Annotated in this window: 10 protein-coding genes and 5 pseudogenes; 8 read left to right on the top strand and 7 right to left on the bottom strand. The window is 40.4% G+C overall.

Annotated elements, in window-relative coordinates:
• Positions 1 to 190 precede the first annotated feature (190 nt).
• Together FOC32_RS00815 and FOC32_RS00810 are read left to right on the top strand one after the other, a co-directional pair.
• A complete protein-coding gene (locus tag FOC32_RS00815; RefSeq protein ID WP_004812079.1) occupies positions 191 to 2,281 on the top strand; it encodes a TonB-dependent siderophore receptor in 2,091 nt (696 codons plus the stop codon).
• A gap of 112 nt (positions 2,282 to 2,393) precedes the next feature.
• Positions 2,394 to 3,104, top strand: a complete 711-nt coding sequence (locus FOC32_RS00810; protein ID WP_004812080.1) for a hypothetical protein — start codon at positions 2,394 to 2,396, stop codon at positions 3,102 to 3,104.
• 511 nt (positions 3,105 to 3,615) lie between these two features.
• Here FOC32_RS00810 and FOC32_RS00805 read toward each other — a convergent pair.
• Positions 3,616 to 4,896 (bottom strand): annotated as a pseudogene (locus tag FOC32_RS00805) (tyrosine-type recombinase/integrase).
• A 178-nt stretch (positions 4,897 to 5,074) separates the two neighbouring features.
• Between FOC32_RS00805 and FOC32_RS00800 the strand changes: the two are divergent.
• The 3 genes and pseudogenes from FOC32_RS00800 to FOC32_RS00790 all read left to right on the top strand — a co-directional run bounded on the left by FOC32_RS00800 (position 5,075) and on the right by FOC32_RS00790 (position 7,856).
• Positions 5,075 to 5,943, top strand: a pseudogene (locus tag FOC32_RS00800) (IS982 family transposase).
• Between the two features lie 147 nt (positions 5,944 to 6,090).
• Entirely contained in the window at positions 6,091 to 7,080 is a 990-nt protein-coding gene (gene bioB, locus FOC32_RS00795; protein ID WP_004812090.1) for a biotin synthase BioB, read from the top strand.
• A gap of 64 nt (positions 7,081 to 7,144) precedes the next feature.
• Positions 7,145 to 7,856: pseudogene (locus FOC32_RS00790) on the top strand (alpha/beta hydrolase).
• A gap of 125 nt (positions 7,857 to 7,981) precedes the next feature.
• Here the strand turns inward: FOC32_RS00790 and FOC32_RS00785 are convergent.
• Positions 7,982 to 8,922, bottom strand: a pseudogene (locus tag FOC32_RS00785) (IS5 family transposase).
• A gap of 107 nt (positions 8,923 to 9,029) precedes the next feature.
• Between FOC32_RS00785 and FOC32_RS00780 the strand changes: the two are divergent.
• The 3 genes and pseudogenes from FOC32_RS00780 to wecB form a co-directional block, all read left to right on the top strand.
• Positions 9,030 to 9,164: pseudogene (locus FOC32_RS00780) on the top strand (IS5/IS1182 family transposase); the annotation flags it as partial.
• Between the two features lie 166 nt (positions 9,165 to 9,330).
• On the top strand, positions 9,331 to 10,503 hold the full coding sequence (locus tag FOC32_RS00775; RefSeq protein ID WP_104427059.1) for a tetratricopeptide repeat protein: 1,173 nt from the start codon (positions 9,331 to 9,333) through the stop codon (positions 10,501 to 10,503).
• A gap of 2 nt (positions 10,504 to 10,505) precedes the next feature.
• A complete protein-coding gene (wecB, locus tag FOC32_RS00770; protein ID WP_104427058.1) occupies positions 10,506 to 11,651 on the top strand; it encodes a non-hydrolyzing UDP-N-acetylglucosamine 2-epimerase in 1,146 nt (381 codons plus the stop codon).
• Here wecB and FOC32_RS00765 read toward each other — a convergent pair.
• Genes FOC32_RS00765 through FOC32_RS00745 form a run of 5 tightly spaced genes read right to left on the bottom strand, consistent with a single transcriptional unit; the run spans position 11,648 to position 16,995 of the window.
• Positions 11,648 to 12,523, bottom strand: a complete 876-nt coding sequence (locus FOC32_RS00765; RefSeq protein ID WP_045796775.1) for a hypothetical protein — start codon at positions 12,521 to 12,523, stop codon at positions 11,648 to 11,650. The genes wecB and FOC32_RS00765 overlap by 4 nt on opposite strands.
• Complete coding sequence (locus tag FOC32_RS00760) at positions 12,523 to 14,343, bottom strand: hypothetical protein (protein ID WP_175965979.1); 1,821 nt, start codon at positions 14,341 to 14,343, stop codon at positions 12,523 to 12,525. The genes FOC32_RS00765 and FOC32_RS00760 overlap by 1 nt, the downstream gene beginning before the upstream one ends.
• Positions 14,340 to 15,593 (bottom strand): glycosyltransferase family 2 protein, encoded by a 1,254-nt coding sequence (locus tag FOC32_RS00755; RefSeq protein WP_004812106.1) that lies wholly within the window; start codon positions 15,591 to 15,593, stop codon positions 14,340 to 14,342. Before FOC32_RS00755 ends, FOC32_RS00760 begins: the two co-directional genes overlap by 4 nt.
• A complete protein-coding gene (locus FOC32_RS00750; RefSeq protein ID WP_004812108.1) occupies positions 15,590 to 16,483 on the bottom strand; it encodes a hypothetical protein in 894 nt (297 codons plus the stop codon). The genes FOC32_RS00755 and FOC32_RS00750 overlap by 4 nt, the downstream gene beginning before the upstream one ends.
• Positions 16,480 to 16,995 (bottom strand): hypothetical protein, encoded by a 516-nt coding sequence (locus FOC32_RS00745; RefSeq protein ID WP_228127312.1) that lies wholly within the window; start codon positions 16,993 to 16,995, stop codon positions 16,480 to 16,482. Before FOC32_RS00745 ends, FOC32_RS00750 begins: the two co-directional genes overlap by 4 nt.
• Positions 16,996 to 17,137 lie beyond the last annotated feature (142 nt).

Here is a 17,137-nt window from a genome sequence, read left to right as displayed (position 1 = left end):
GGTGGAAAACGATTCATTCTAAGTCATCTTGACGATGTGATCAGATTCAAATTTTGTAATATCTCGATTTCTAGTCTCCCAAAACAGTGCATATATTTAATAAATAGTAAATATAAATAAAAATCATTATTATTTGTTGTTTTGGTTTTTTTATAATGCTTCCATACATTTCCATTCGTTCTGCCGCCAAATGCCATATAGATTACTCCCACTTAGTTCAGCAATATTAGCAATCATTAATGTGTCGACTCATGCTCAGGCAACGGATACTGAAACAGCTCAAAGTTTACCGACGATAACAATTCAAGCTCAAGCCGAACAAAAGGAAAATAAAGAGTATGCTGCAAAAACTGCATCCTCTGTATTGCGTTCAAATGATCCTATATTTGAAACGGCACAATCCATTAGTGTCATAACGAGTGAGCAAATTCAAGAAAAACAGCTTAAAACTGTTGCCGATGCTTTAGAAGGCGTTGCTGGTGTTACATCAGGTTCATATGGGCGTCGTGGTTGGGATGATTTTATCATTCGTGGTCAAATTTCGAGTGCGCAAACCTATGTTGATGGATTGCGCGTGCAAACTTCAACAAATGTCTTAAGATCTGAAGATATTAGTGGATTAGATTCTATTCAAGTTGTGAAAGGGCCTACTTCTGTGGGTTTTGGTTTAGCTCTGCCAGGGGGCTTGGTGAATTTAACGACAAAGCGCCCCGAAGCGGAAACGTTTTATCGGACCAATTTGAGCTATGGAAGCTATGGGCTTAAAGAAGGCACATTTGATATTAACTATGCGCCAAATCAAACTGAAAAAGGGGCATTTCGTTTCGTTGGCCGTGTGTCTGATCAAGATGATCCGACAGATTATGTATATTTTAAAAATCAGTATTTAGCATCATCATATAACTTTGATTTAAATGATAAAAATGATCTTTCTGTGATTGCTAGCTATCAGCACAGAAAATATATTCGAAATCAGGGAATTCCGCAAAACTATCAAAATTATGGACGTAACATTTTTATTGGAGAGCCTGATCGCTATTATGATGTGGACGTATATCGTGTAGGCAGTAACTTCACTCATTATTTTGATAATGATTGGATTTTTAAGCAGAATTTTGCTGTGACGAAAAATAGCAGCTGGAGTAACTCAGTTTTTGCGGCTTCTGGAGCGGCCTTCCCAATTGTGAAACGGCAAGTCAATTATCAAGATAAGCAGGATACTAATTTTGCATTAGATAATTATCTGCAGCGAAGTTTTAAAACAGATCATATTGATTACGAAGTGACAGCCGGAGTTGATATGATGAAAGAGCGCAGTGACTACTATCAGCGGGTTGATAATGTAAACCCGATTGATGCAGATAACTTAGAGCATGGCATTACCCCTACGACGCAAGGCAAGCCGTCATGGAATTTGACCTATAATCAATATACCGGGCTTTATTTAAGAAATACCATTAAAATTGATGATCAGTGGATTTTAGGCTTATCTGGACGCCATGATTGGACGCAAGTGAGTGTTGAAAACCAAATAAATAATACAACCGTACAAAACTCGGATAATGCATTTACGGGCAGTGCATCATTGATGTACCGCATCAATGATTTCTTTGCGCCCTATATTAGCTATTCAACTTCATTTATGCCTGTAACCGATACTGGAGCGAATAGTACATTACTCGACCCCGAAGAAGGTAAACAAACGGAAGTTGGTATGAAGTTTCAAGGACTTGACCAGCGTTTACAAGGATATATCGCTTACTATGATCTCACGCGCCGCAATGTTACAGAAAATGATTCAACTCTAGGCTATTCAATTCAAACCGGTGAGCAGCAAACCAAAGGCTATGAAGCAGAATTATCTGCAGCTCTGTCTAACCAATGGCATGTATCCGCTGCCTATAGCTATATCCCAACTGCTGAAGTCACCGAAAGTTTAACCAGTAGTGAGATTGGGAAGCGCATTAATCATGTCCCTAAAAATGCAGCATCATTGTCTAGCCAATATTATTTTAGCCCAGATAAACTGGGATGGAATATGGGGGCAGGAGTACGTCTTCAAGGGGAACGAACAGCACAGCGTGGAACATATTCTGTCCGTATGCCGAGTTATACGTTATTTGATGTGAATGCTGGCTACGATGCTCAACGTTGGGGCATGGGTTTAAGCATTAAAAATTTATTTGATAAAGATTATATTCAAGGTACAACACCCAATGCCCAGTTGCTCAGTTTTGGCAGCCCGCGAACTTTTCTCTTTAATGTGAAGTTTAAATATTAATCAGTTCTTGTTTTTCGTCCATTGAACATTTTGTAGTTAAATTTAACCATATATTTTTGAGGAACTTTGATTTGAACGATCAAAGTTCCGATGTCTTTCAAGGTATCACACAGTGAAAAAACTTTTTTTAATGCTGATTGCTGCACTGAGCCTAGGTTTTTTAACAGCATCCATGAGTGCATTTGCAGCTAAAGTGAGTACGCATATCGCATTAATTTCTCAGATAAACGGGCCATCATACGCAAATGATTTGGCTATAAAACAGCACTTAGAAGCCTTGGGATATGCCGTTCAAATATTAGACCAGCTCCAAGATCCAAAACAAATTAAACAAGTTGATGCAATTATTTTGTCTTCAACAGTTGGATCAAAAAACTTAAAAGCAGGGTGGCGTCAGTTAGAAATTCCACTGATGACATGGGAAAGTGATTATATTGATGATTCAGCCATGACGGGGAAACGCTCAGGTCAGGATTTTGGTGAAGTCGATAAAGCTCGATATTTATGGCTTGTAAATGCGCCACACCGCTTATCTGCGAATTTACCTGCGGGCACGCTGAATGTTTATAAAAAACAGACCATGATGAATTGGGGGAAACCTGGATTAGGGGCTACGATCATTGCGACGGTCTACGGCGAACCTGAAAAAGCAGCGATTTGGGGATATGAAAAAGGTGCAACTATGGATTATGAATCTTTAGCGCCAGCTAAACGGCTGATGTTCTTTCTTCATAATGACACTTTTTCAGACTTGTCTTCAGATGGGGTTAAGCTATTCGATGCGAGTGTAAAGTGGCTGATGGCGCCGGAAAATTCAAAGTGATGGCAATATAGTTACAATTTTTAGGGTGTATCCTTATTTGATGTATATATTCCATTCTTCTCATCTATTGAAATAAAATATTTTTATGCCCTGTCTAAAATTAATTATTTGAATAGATTTCGCAGAGTTTGAACTGATGAAATTTGGATAAAAATCTAACAAACCACGAAATTTTATGGTAGCTACTTGTTGGAAGATTATGAGGCGGGGCAACTACAAAAACTTACCTTGCCTTTGAGGTAGATGTATACCCGACTTATTTTGAAATGATTGTGGAAATTCCACAATTGTCAAGTTGCAAGTTGATTGAAGTCGTAGGAATTATCGATGATCTGATTGTCGATAAAAGCTATGTCTGAAACAGCACTTCTTGCAGTAAGCAATTTGTTTGGAAGTAAAAATATTGAATAGTTATGTTTCGATACATAAAATAAATTTTGTGCCAAATTGACATCACAACTTTATTTTTAATCTAAGTCTTTGTAATAATATAATTATATTTTTTAATCCATCACTGGATAATATTTTGATAGCAAAACTTTGCCCAATCACTCATCAATCCTTTTCGTTTTTCTAGATAAGCACCACGTAAATAAGCCGCTTCTACTTCATCTGGTAATTTATGTGCAAGCACATGCTCACAAACTTCACGTGGATAATCGGTTTTGTCAGCAGACCAGTCACGAAATGTAGAGCGGAAGCCATGTGTCGTGATTACTCTATTCTGTTTAGGGTCAAGATAGCCTAAGCCATTTTTCTTTAAACTTCTGTTCATGCATTCGTTTGATCAGAGTGGTCAATTACATGTCAGAAAGCATCTGCCCATTACGAGGTGCAGGAAAAATGAAATCTTGTGCTTGAGTATATGCTTGAATTGATTTAAGCAAATTAATAGCTTGTTGAGACAAAGGAACACGATGCTCTTTATCTGCTTTCATTCGTTCTTTAGGAATAATCCAAACCTTTTTCTTAAAATCAATTTCTTGCCATTTTGCCCCAAAAATCTCACCAGAACGGCAAGCAGTTAAAATTGCAAATTCTAGGGCTTTAGGAGAAATACCTTTTTTCTGTCTTAGGTGCTGAATAAATTCAGCAAGATGTTCATAGGGTAACGATGGGTGAGGGCGTGATTCCTGCTTTAAATTACCTAGAATTGGTTCTAGATTGCCTTTCCATTCAGCAGGGTTATCACCTACAAAATATCCCATAGCTTTGGCATAATCAAAAATGGTTTCTATACGACCACGAATACGTTTAGCTGTTTCATTTTTATCAATCCAGATAGGCTTAAGAACTTCGGCAATATCAACTTTAGTAATGGTACTAATACTCATATCACTTAAAGTTGGGTAAATATAAGTTTCTAATGTAGAAGTCCATTGACCAATATGTTTTTCATTTTTGAGTTCACGGGTTTTATTTGCTATAACAACTTTTGCACACTCAATGAATGTTTTGTCACGTAGTTTCTGAATATGAAGCTTGTTGAGCTGTTCTTGTTTATGTGCAATTGGATCAATGCCATTTCGAATTTGTATTCTTAATTTTATTGCTTTAGCACGGGCTTCAGCTAAAGAAACTTCGGGGTAGGGACCAATACCAATATCACGGCGATGAGGCTTTAACTTTCCGTCTTTATCTAGACGTTTTCCCACTACTGCACGTAAAATCCAGACACGAGAACTATTCACAATACGTAGGTGCAAACCATCTACACCACCGACAGCATGCCTACCATTTTTTTGATTTTTGCTACACTGAGTGCCGAGAGTTCTTTGGCTTTTTTAGGCATAGGGTTATTCTTGTCCCACATAACAACCCACATAGAATATTGGAAATGGTTGGATTAAGCAAGACGTGGTTGGGAAGTTTTTGTTTTAAGTTATTGAAAGATAAATTTATATTGGATTGAGGCGGACTGTGTAAAACAAGTGTTATACGGACACACCAAACTCAAAACTCTAGTTCTGATGTTCAATAGTACCGAATTATTCTGCGTAATTGATGATTTTTCTTAAATTTGAATCAACTTATTGAGAGTTTCTCAAACAAAACCGTGGTTCCTTAAGAATCAGAACTGCTCAATTTACAATTTCAGAAATCTGCTTTATTGCCATTTGATACAAATGCTCTCATTTCAATAATTTCAAAGCCTTTTTTTAGCTGGGTAAAAGAAGGTAAAAGCCATTTATTTAAGTACTTGCCTTGCTATCAAAGGATGATTCATCTAATCAATATGCATGAATTAGCTCTACAAGCCTTACATGTGACACTGATGAAAGGCCAAGGTACACAATATCTATGGATTGATTCAACAACTCTGCCAGTTTGTAAAACTCAACGTATTCAGCATCATAAATTATTAGTCCAAATTGCATCTCGTGGTAGAAGCTCAATGGGCTGATTTTATGGCTGTAAATTACATATTGCGATGAATCAATTTGGTGAAATTGGCTGTTCTGCTTTATCGAATGGATATGTTGCTGACATAAAAATGGTTGAGCAATTGGTTGCTGGTGTAGAAGCAAAACTTTACGGGGATCGAGGTTACATCAGCCAAGAATTAAAAATTAGATTGAAATATCAAGGTATTGATTTAATTATTTATCATCGAAAGAATATGCAGGCTATTCAACTTTGTGTATCAGATGAATATCACCTAAGACAACACAATAAGATAGAAACATTATTCAGTTTATTGAAGGGGCAATACAATTTAGTGACGAGTAAAGCACGTAGTCTTCATGGATTTCTGCGTGGAATTTACGCCTCACTATGTGCATATCAACTCCCTCATCAAAATAAGCCAACAATTCAAATTAAGGAATCATCGGCTTAAGCAGGATTCGAGTTAAATAAGCTTTCAAAATAGCTTGATAAACTAAAGCTATTTTAAGCAGGCAATGAATATGAAATAAAACGCTAAAGAAAAATAAAAAAAACAGCGTATGATTTACTCAATTGAATTTTAGATGATGCAGACAAGATGATCCGTAATGATTGGTCACGTGCCGAAATACAAGAAATTTATGACTTGCCTTTAATGGATTTACTGTTTCAGGCACAGCAAATTCATCGCCAAAACTTTGAACCGAATACTGTTCAGGTCAGTACTCTGCTTTCAATTAAAACGGGCCGTTGTCCGGAAGATTGTAAATACTGTTCGCAATCTGCACATTATGATACTGATCTGGAAATTGAAAAACGCGTAGAAGTACAAAAGGCGATTGCTGAAGCCAAACAGGCCAAAGCTTCCGGTTCGACCCGTTTTTGCATGGGCGCAGCATGGCGTAACCCGCATGAACGCGATATGCCGTATGTGCTGGAATTGGTGCAGGAAGTCAAGAAACTGGGCATGGAAACATGTATGACCCTAGGGATGCTGAATGCCTCACAAGCGGAACGTCTGAAAGATGCAGGGCTAGATTATTACAACCACAACCTTGATACCTCACGTGAATATTATGCCAATGTCATCAGTACACGTAGCTTTGATGACCGCTTAAATACGCTTGATCATGTGCGTAATGCCGGAATTAATGTCTGTAGTGGCGGTATTGTCGGCTTGGGCGAAGGCGTACAAGACCGAGTCGGTTTGTTATTTGAACTAGCGACTATGCCGATTCACCCGGGTTCGGTGCCCATAAATATGCTGGTTCCTATTGAAGGCACACCACTGGCCGATGTTGAAAAACTGGATGTGATTGACTGGATTCGTACTATTGCGGTAGCACGGATTATTATGCCGAAGAGTTATATCCGCTTGTCGGCAGGTCGTGAATCTCTCTCTGACTCTGATCAGGCACTGGCATTTATGGCTGGAGCTAACTCATTATTTTCAGGTGATAAATTGCTTACTGCCCCGAACAGTGGTGAAGGTAAAGACAAAGCCTTGTTTGCTAAATTAGGCTTAAAAGCTGAAGCTGCCAAGAAAACAGCTAAAGAATTGGCTGTAGATGCGATGCAACCTGCTTAATTAATCGTGTAACAAACAGGGATCATTTCAACTTGAATTGGTCCCTTTTATTGGAGCAGACAAAATGAAGATACTGATGATTACGGGTTGGGGGCTAGGAACAGCGGTCTTAACCCCCGTTTGTAGAACAGTTACGGCAGCAGCATCAAGTTGAAGTATGGGATATTTTTGATCCTAACGTGGAAAGTATTTTGGCCGAAAAAGTTAGGCAGGCGAGTTCTTTTGATGTCTTGATGGGATGGTCTTTGGGTGGACAGTTGGTACTTTTGCTGACTAATGAAATCCAGCAACAATTGAAAATTGCCAAGCCAGTGATTTGCTGTATGTCAAATCCCTGTTTCGTGGCCAACGAAGCATGGCCACAGGCAATGCCAGTTGAACAATATACACAATTTAAATCCTCCATACTGGCTGATCCCAAACGCGGGATGCAGTGCTTTTGTACCTTGGTCACTTTAGCTGGCGCAGCAGCACGTGAACGTACAAAATTATTGCACCAACAGTTAAATAGTATTGATTTAAACTATCAGGTTAAGCATCTTTATCTATTGCAGCAATTAAATCTAGTGGATATCTTAAAAAATCATTCAGTCAAGATGCTATTTATATTTTCCGAGAATGATATGTTGGTTCCTTACAAAGTTAGTCAAGAATCTGTGTTTTTAACAACCCAAAATCTGAATTTGGTAAAAATACAGGGCACGCACGATGCCATCCTTTTTGATACCAAGTTACTCGTTGAGCCAATTTTAAAATTTTTAGCCGATCTGGCTTAAGCAAAAAGAAATTGGTAGCTCTTGACGTTTCATTTTCAGATTTAACGCGCTAAGATCAGTTTTAGTTTTAATAGGCTTTGTTGCACAAAGATTTAAAAGACAGCACCTGCTTATCTGAACAGAACTCAAGTGACAACTTGGGTATGAGGACGACCTAATTCTGTAAATCTGTTTAATACTGCTATGCGTGCATGAATCTCATTGACCTGACTAGGAAAACTCCTTGCTATTAATTTATCGCCTAATCATTTGATGCAATGCATCTTGGTTTCGACCAAACTTCGACGATGATAACCAGACCATTTTTTCCAAAGCATTCTTCCTAAACGTTTCACTGTTTTTAATAATTCATTCCGCTCTAAAGATCTCAATTTCTGATCTTTCCATGGTTTTGCATTTTTTCTTGGTGGAATGACCGCATGTGCATCTCGATCTAAAATGACTTGTCTGCAGTACTTCGTATCATAAGCACCGTCGGTATAGACCGAATCAATTCGTTCGTCTAAAGGAATTTGAGCAAGTAAATCATCGAGTACTTGTGAATCGCTCACATTATTTGTAGTGAGCTGTACTGCACGTATTTGCAAGGTGTCGGCATCAATACCAATATGAAGCTTACGCCATTGGCGACGATATTCAGGTCCATGTTTCTTACGTTTCCATTCACCTTCACCTAAAAACTTCAAACCAGTTGAGTCTACGAGTAGATGTAGCCCATCGCTACTTTTTTGATAGCTAATCGCAATATCAATATGTTTTTGTCTTCGACAAAGCGTGCTGTACGAATATCGCTGATATTCGGAGCAGCTCATCCACACAGTTTAATCAAACTTTGAACAAAACCTGTGACCATGCGTAAAGAGAGTCTGAATAGAGATTTGATCATTAAACAGCATTGAATAGCGGTATCGGAGTAAGTTTGATTTCGACCTTGCTTGCCTTGTGGTTGTGCATACTACTGAGTGTTTGGATCAAACCAAATGGAAATATTACCTCGGTTAATGAGGGCACGATTGTAGGAAGACCAGTTAGTTGTACGATAGATTTTAGGAGCAGGTTTATTCATATTGAAATTATAGGACTGAATAATCTTTCTAGGCTAGGTTTATGCAACAAAGCCAATTGGATCCTGAATTGAAAATCTATAATCAGGAAATCAATAAAAGAAGAATCGGAATTGAGCATGTATTTGGCAGCCTGAAAACCTTCAAAATCCTTGCTGAGCGTTATCGAAATAGAGGTAAAAGGCTTGGTTTGAGATTCAATTTAATCGCTGGAATCTACAACTTGGAACTGAGCAAAAAATGATTTATGAAAGAGGTCTAATAGTTACAGCAAATCTCTCTAGCTCTTATACATATTGTATTTTTTTATAAAAATAATAGAGAGTTTGGTAACTTAATTTCATCCGCTCCAAGCTTAAAATAAATTGCTGTTATAGTGTGAACTATAATATTCTAATTCATGCATTAAAATGAAAAGATTACCTACTATTTCAAGTATTTGCCTATTTCTCTTGAGTATTTCCATTCAAGCAGAAACCTTTCCTGAAACTTATATATTATGGGAACAATATTACCAAGTTGAACAAAAGGATCTCGAACAGGCAACACAACTTTTACAGCAGATTAGCCAGAAATCACCGCGAGATCCAAAGGTCTGGAAAACTTGGACATATCTGGAAATGCGCAAAAATAATAATCCCGAAGCTTTAATTTATATTGATCGAACTCTTGAATTAACGCCAGATGATGAACAATTGTTGTTGCAAAAAGCCTATCTGTTGAATGCTGCTCAGCGTAATCCCGAAGCTTTAGAAATATTTAAAAAACTGCAAAGTTCCTCAAATCCTGAGACTGCAGCAAAAGCCCAACAGGCCGTACTTAATTTAAATGGAACAACAAGTGGTCAGACTAAAAATACCTTTGCCGATATCTATTTTTCTCCTTCTTTTGAAGGACGTTATGACACGGCCATCTTACCCTTGAAGCTCCGTTATGGACGTTATTGGGGAGAAGAAAACCGTGGCCAGATTTATGGCTTTGCCAGCATTAACAGGGATACCCAATCTACCGGCGGTGCACGACCTGAGATTATTGACCAGAATGCAGCCATTGTCGGTGTTGGAACAAATTACCGTCCTTGGGAATGGCCGCTCTATCTATATCTGGAACTCGGCGGAAGTTATGATCTAATCGATTTAAACCGAGACAAATTCAGAGAAAGTATTAATTTTGGTTTGACCGGTTATCGGGAATGGTATTGGCATGATTCCGAAACTAGTCATAGTCCGGTTACCCAGAAAACTCAGTATTTTGCCGAACTGTATGGCAATGCAGCGAGCTATTCACGTGAGGATTATAATGTAATTGGCGACCTGCGCCTGCGTACCGGTTGGAACTTTAACCGGGATCAACTAGGCAATATCCAGACTTATCTGAAGTTACATACGATTAATGATTCCAATAACGAATTTTATAATAACCTGGCAGAGTTGGGGCCGGGTATAGCCTGGCAACCTGCAGACTTCCCGGTCAAGCTACGTATTGAACAGATGTATGGCAAATATGTAAATGGGGCACCTGAGTCTGGAAAAAGAACTTTTGATAATACCCGAGTGGAACTGACTTATTACTGGAGCTTTTAACCATGCCGATTGATCTTTCTTTTATTTTTGGTACCCGCCCTGAGCTGATTAAATTAGCACCAGTCATCTTAAAAGCCCAGCAAGATTCACGATTTAGAGTCAATGTGGTATTTACCGGTCAGCATCTGGAATTGGTACAGGATGCGATCGAGTTTTTCCAAATCAAGATTGATCATCATCTGCAAATCATGCAACCCGGCAAAAGTCTAAATATTCTATTAAGCAAGGCATTGACCGAACTGGATCAAGTATATCGTGACATGCCGAAATGTGATGTAATTGTAGTGCAAGGGGATACCACCACTGTACTTGCAGGTGCTCTGGTGGCCTTTAACTTGAATATTCATTTAGCGCATGTTGAAGCCGGATTACGCTCTTTTGATCTGATGCATCCATTTCCGGAAGAAGGAAACCGGCAACTGGTTTCCCGCTTGGCTCACTGGCATTTCGCACCGACCCGACGTTCTGCAGAAAACTTGCGTCAGGAAAATATTCCAGACCCGCAGATTTTTATTACCGGTAATACCGTGGTTGATGCTATTTATCATGCCCGTGATTTAATGCAATCTTCTTCTCAGCAGTCTCAGCAAAGGTTAGAGCGAATGGGGCTGAAATTAAGTGAACAAGATAAACTGGTCTTGCTGACCGCACATCGACGGGAAAATTTTGGTGAAGGTATTCAAAATATCTGTGCCGCCATCCATGCACTATGTCGCCGTTATCCAGAGCTGCATTTTGCCTGGCCTGTGCATCTCAATCCGCAGGTATATGAAATTGCCTATCGCGAGTTTCTGGATCATCCGCAGGTACATTTGTTAAAACCTCTGGATTATCCGGACTTACTGGCTGTTTTAGGTGCAGCCTATTTTATTATGACCGATTCAGGCGGTATTCAGGAAGAAAGCCCCACCTATCAAAAACCGGTGCTCATACTGCGGGATGTAACTGAACGTCCGGAAGTGGTTGAAGCAGGTTGTGGAATACTAGTCGGTACTAATCAGGCCAAAATCGTACAAGAGTTTTCTCGTCTCATGGATGATTCAGCCTATTATCGACAACATGCAGAAGTCGAAAATCCATTTGGTGATGGTCATGCTTCGGAACGTATTTTGGAACAGATGCTGCAAGATTTAATAGTCAGAGCTTAGTAATTGATTTTCATCCACAAATAAAGCCAGAGCACACTGGCTTTATTTAAATAATGTGGACCGTCAAAAATATAGACACGCTCTCCAGCATAAGCTTTTAACTGTTTTGCAATTTCCCAAGGATAAGCTGCACGGAAGCCGCCTCCCGGTTTAGGCCGGAAAGCTTCGAGAATAATCACAACTCTTTTGTCCCCAACCTGATGTTTAAGATTTTGATAAATCACCGCTGCTTCTTCGGGGCTGCGCGTGCCCACACCGACGCCATCCTGAAAAAAAACTTGGGCATTATCAGGCAACCAGCTTTCAAGCCAGTAATGTAAAAACCGTGATTTGCGATCTGCACTATAAATGCTGATCCAGATTGGTCGCTGGAACTCGGCAACATAACGCGCCAGATTGGCAACTCCATGCCAGCTTGGATCAGCTTCTACAGGAAAATAATAAGCAGCAGGCTGAACTGGAAGAGAAGTTTTAATAATCTGTTGGGATTGTAAAAAGAGCTGGTCAATATTTTCACGTGCCACAGGTTCCTGAAAAATGCCTGCCAGACCTAAGATAACCTGCTTGGACCAGGGTTGTTCGGTAATCGTATTCCAGTCCGGCTGATGTTGCCATTGGGCTCCGGGGATTTCTTTAAAAAAGGAGCGTCCGTCTACAATACTCCATTGAGTGACTAAGGTATCGATGCCTAATAAGTGCCAGTTACCGGAGGCGTGACTCATCTGGTCAACCTGCCAGAAAATACCCTCAATTTTAGGCGCTGTTACCGCTTTAGCATCTGCACGTGCCATAAAAAACGCAGAGCCAGTAAAAGCCAAGGCAGGAAGTGCCAGTAACACCAGTAAGCCTAAAATCAGGTATTTTTTCATCATTATTCTTCTTTGGTTTTTTGTGCCTTACGGGTTCTGCGCCAGAACAGCAGCCCTATAATGAGCGCAGCAACAATCACTAGAATAATAGCAATAGTTCGCATGGAAATCTGTTCAATTATCGGGGTTTCTGCTTTTTCTATAGCTGTTTGACTAAGTACGGTAATTTGCCCTTGGGCAGAAATAAACAAGGCCGCAGTATTGTTCGGGATTTTCTGCTGGATTTGCGGCCAAAAGCGGGCAAAATTTTCTACCCCGAGGTTGTTGTCGCTATAAATCCAGAAATTCCCGTTTCTGACGGTGATCAAACTACCATTTGCCGTAGTAGGTAAGTAAAGAATCTGACTGTATTTTTGCAATTCGGATTGATAACGCTGGGCATTCAGCAGGATGTTAATGGTTTTAGGTGTACTTGGATTCAGCTGGGTGATATTCAGACCAATTGGATCATTACTGAGCAGCATGTTCTTGGCAACTTGAGCCAAACTGATCGCGATGGGGGTGGCTACAGGCGTATTCATGGCAATTTCAGGAGTCTTGTCAAAAACTGTAGACAGGCTGATGACTCCCTGTTTCATCTGGTAAGGCAGACTAAGCTTAGATTTTTTAGCATCAATCCATAAGGCATTACCCGCATTAGGTAGACAATTATTGCTATTTAACTGGTTATTACTCACCGTCATGTTAAAGCTGTTGGTATAGGGATAATCTGCACCTACAAATTCAAACTGCCGCTCAACCGGGCTGGAATCCAGTTTTGCCAGACTGGTACTACCTGCGAGTACTTCATTGAGCCAAACCTGTAAGGTCGAGCCTTGTAAGAGTCCGCTTTGCGAACGGAAATTAAGCTGACCCTTTAAAATATCCGTAGCCTCCCAAACAGCAGGAAAGACCAGTGAAATATTTTTGGGAGTATTGTCTAGTTTGAAATCGGAAATGCCCAGATCAGCCAAGCTTTCAAAACGGCGTACACTGGCCCAGTTTGGTCGTGCGACAGGGCCATTTAAACTCGCTGTTGCAGTATTTAGTTGTGCCAGATATTGCTGATTGAGCAGGGCATTGACGGCCATCAATAATTGGGATTCTGAAGAGTATTCAATCGTGAGACTTGGTATCTGGTTGACCTGATTTAGACTCATCCTGGCTGCGGGTAATTTTGCGGCCGAACGCTGAATATTGATCATGAAATCAGGTGCTGATTCAGGAGTGGTATTTAGCCGCCATTGCACAGGTGTCGCAAAATTCCAGGCAGTTGCCAGCCTACTCATCATGGTGGCTTCCAGGAAATTTGCCGTATTAAAACCTAGCAGTGCCTGTACTGGTTCTGGTCGGTTCAATTGACTATTGAACAGGACATCCGGGAGTTGATTCAGCTGCATGCTGTTACGCTGCGATTGATAACTCAGATTTGGTTGAGTCAAGGTAGTCTGTAAATTGCTTGATTCAAGACAAATATTGGCAGTACTTTGTCCAGGTCCTGGTTTTTGTAAAATACTGATATCCAGCCGATGAAAACCGCTATCGGCAGGGGGGAGGCTAAAATTTAATGTGCCTTTACCACTCAAATTTTGTTGATGAATCAGCTGATTGTCATACCGGACAATCACCGTACTGCTACCCTGTACATTGAACTGACTGCTGAACTGGACATCCTGCCAGCTTTCACCTTTTCCAACATAAAAAAAGTAAGGCGTAGTTTGCTCTACATGCCGCGCAACTACATCATCAAGCTTCCAGATGGCCGCATAGAGAGGTGCACTAGACAATGCCAAGATAAGTGAAGACATTAATCTCAAAGGAGCTGTTTTTATGTGCATGATCATTTTTTTTCCTTCTTTCGTTCTGTCTTGTACCAGGTAATTCCTTCACCTTTGATTTTGCCTTTTAACATGTCCCAGGCAGCTTTAAAGACAATCAGGAGAAAGATTTGTGAATAGGTGAAATAGGCAATAAAGGCATAGAAGTAAAATCGTTTAGGCACTTCTTTTTCCAGACTGAGGGTGAACCAGATCTGGACCAGATAAAGAATAAACGCCAAAATGAAGAGTAAGGTAAATGGGCCGGGAATCGTGGTGCCATCAATACCGAGTAGGCCAACCACCAGCGTCATATGACTTAAGAACAGGGCTGGCACAAAAATGATGTAACACATAATATTATTGCCGATCTCCATTCCGATTGGAAAAGGATGCCGGAGCGCTGTTCTTAAATATTTACGGGTTACATAAAAGTTACCTTGAGTCCAACGCGAGCGTTGTTTGATAAAAATATTCAGGTCGCCCGGATCCTGTTGCCAGCCTACGGCATAAGGCACCCATTTAATCCGTTTATGTCCTAGAAAAATCCGGTAACTCATTTCGGTATCATCGACTAAGGATTTTTCGTCAAATCCCCCTAGAATATCGAGTGCATCTCGCCAGATCACATAATTGGTTCCCATTAGGGTGGAAAGACGGAAACGCAGCCAGCGTCCACCCTGAAAAATCCACTGAAAATAGATAAACTCGATAGCGATAAAGGTACTAAGGGGGCTGTCTTTCCAGTTGCGGGTACGGACTTTGCCATTCACTGCGACCAGACTAGAATCTGCCAGCAAGGTCTGGGCAATCAGCCGTACACAATCCGGCTCTGGCGTACTGTCCGCATCATAAACCGCAATCAATTCTCCGCGGGCGTGTTTGAGTCCGTTATTCAAAGTTCTGGATTTACCTTTACCACCTTGACCTTTAGGCACATTGATGACCCGAATGACTGGAAATTCGGCTGCTATACGATCGGCAATTTCCTGGGTATTGTCTTTGGAGGCATCATTAATTAGTAGTACTTCATAACTTTCAGCCGGATAATCCTGTGCAGCTAGAGAGCGTAAGGTATCTTCAATCACCAGTGCTTCGTTATATGCCGGCACCAGCACACTCAGCATGGGCCAACGTTCAGGTATTGGTAAATTGGTCAGTTCCTGACTGGCACGAATCGAATAGCGCCAGGCAGAAAAGCTGAGCCAGGCCCAAAAGGCCTGTGGAATCCAGATCCCGATAAAGCCGGTAATAAACAGAATATCGATCATGCTCATGATTTTTTGAACCTCCGCCATAACATGGTGATCAGGAGGATGAGCATTAAGATAACGATCACAACAACGGATGCCCAGGAAGTTGAGGTACCCCAGAAGCTTAATAAATTAGGGTAATGGGTCGAGAGCACCAGGTGTAATGGCAAGATGACGATTCCTGCTGAGAGCAAAACATAGCCGAGTGGATTGGTATGCACCCGGTTCAGTTGGCTGTCAAAGCGTGTATTTAAAAAGGTCCAGGAAATTCCCAATTCAGGATAAGCAATTTCATTTTCGGCAAGTGGCCCCTGAGGATTCAGGATAATTCCGGTACCATTGAAAGCAGTTTGTGGGTAGGCGGTGTAAAATTGTTGCTGACCAGATTGAATTAAACGGGCGGGTAAAGGCAGTTGTCCTGGATTGGCCTGAACAATGTAAAGTCCCGCAGGTAAAGTTTTGAGATTCGGATTCCAGCCATCCTGTATATAGGCAGCCATGGGACGTAGACCTGCACTGGTGGCGAGGGTCGCAAGTCCGCGAAAACGCTTTGGTTCGATACTGCTTAGATCAAGAATCGGGATAGCACCTTCCGAAACCTCCTGTTTGATCTGAAAGTAGATTGATGGTTTCATGAAATTTTCAGGAATGATTAAACCCGGTTTAATACCCTGATTTTTCATGGTTTGATAAGTTTCGTACTGTAGTTGATCCAAGCTAAATACCGGCCATAACTTCCTAGGAGCTGGGAAATAGGCTGGAATTTGCTTAATATCTGAGGAATCTTGCTGCTGAACCGGATCGGCTGTTTTAAGCTCACATTGATAATATTGTTGATAATAAGAACTCAGTACCGGGTCAGGCAGTGTATTGACTGAAACGACCAGACCGCAGACATGCAAAAAATGACTCATAGGCGTTCCTCCAAGGAGGGTCGGCCCTGATGATGGGGTAAATGAGTAATCTCTGTTTTAATCAGTTCAATCTGTTTGATTTTTTCAATCAGTTGTTTGGAAATAGTAGATTCTCGATCGGCAATCATAATTACGCGCAAGACCGAGAGCCGGCTATCAGTAAAGGAAAAATGAGGAACTTCGAACTTACTTTCCAGCACATGGATAATTTTTTGTTGTAACAGTTTTAGTTCATCCACCTGCAACATATCTCTTAATAAATTGTGGTTGGTAATTTCTATATAAATTTCATCATATTGAGGAATCAGATTCAGATTTAACATATCCTGAACCTGAGTTTGGGTATAGAAATAAGTACTGATAGGTAATGTTTTATGGGTCAGGTTTTTACGATAAGTATCTAGTAAATTGTCGGTTTGCCTGTTGGTCGACATCATTTCATAGTAAATACTGAGTAGAAGTGGCGCTAAAGGTAGAATAAAAAGCTGCAAGAAGCGAGTATTGATATCCATGCTATCAGCCTGGACATTAAATAAAATATAAATAAAAAGAGTAATAAAAATGACAATACTCAGTACAACGGACTGAACTACATTTAAAAAGCGTCCCAGTAGAATAAAGCCAATTAAAAGAATCCAGCTTCCGACCAGTTCT

This window comes from Acinetobacter sp. FDAARGOS_724, assembly GCF_013364475.1.
In the GTDB taxonomy this organism is placed as follows: domain Bacteria; phylum Pseudomonadota; class Gammaproteobacteria; order Pseudomonadales; family Moraxellaceae; genus Acinetobacter; species Acinetobacter variabilis.
Note: the sequence above shows the minus strand (reverse complement) of the source record. Positions and strands in the feature narration are given on the sequence as shown.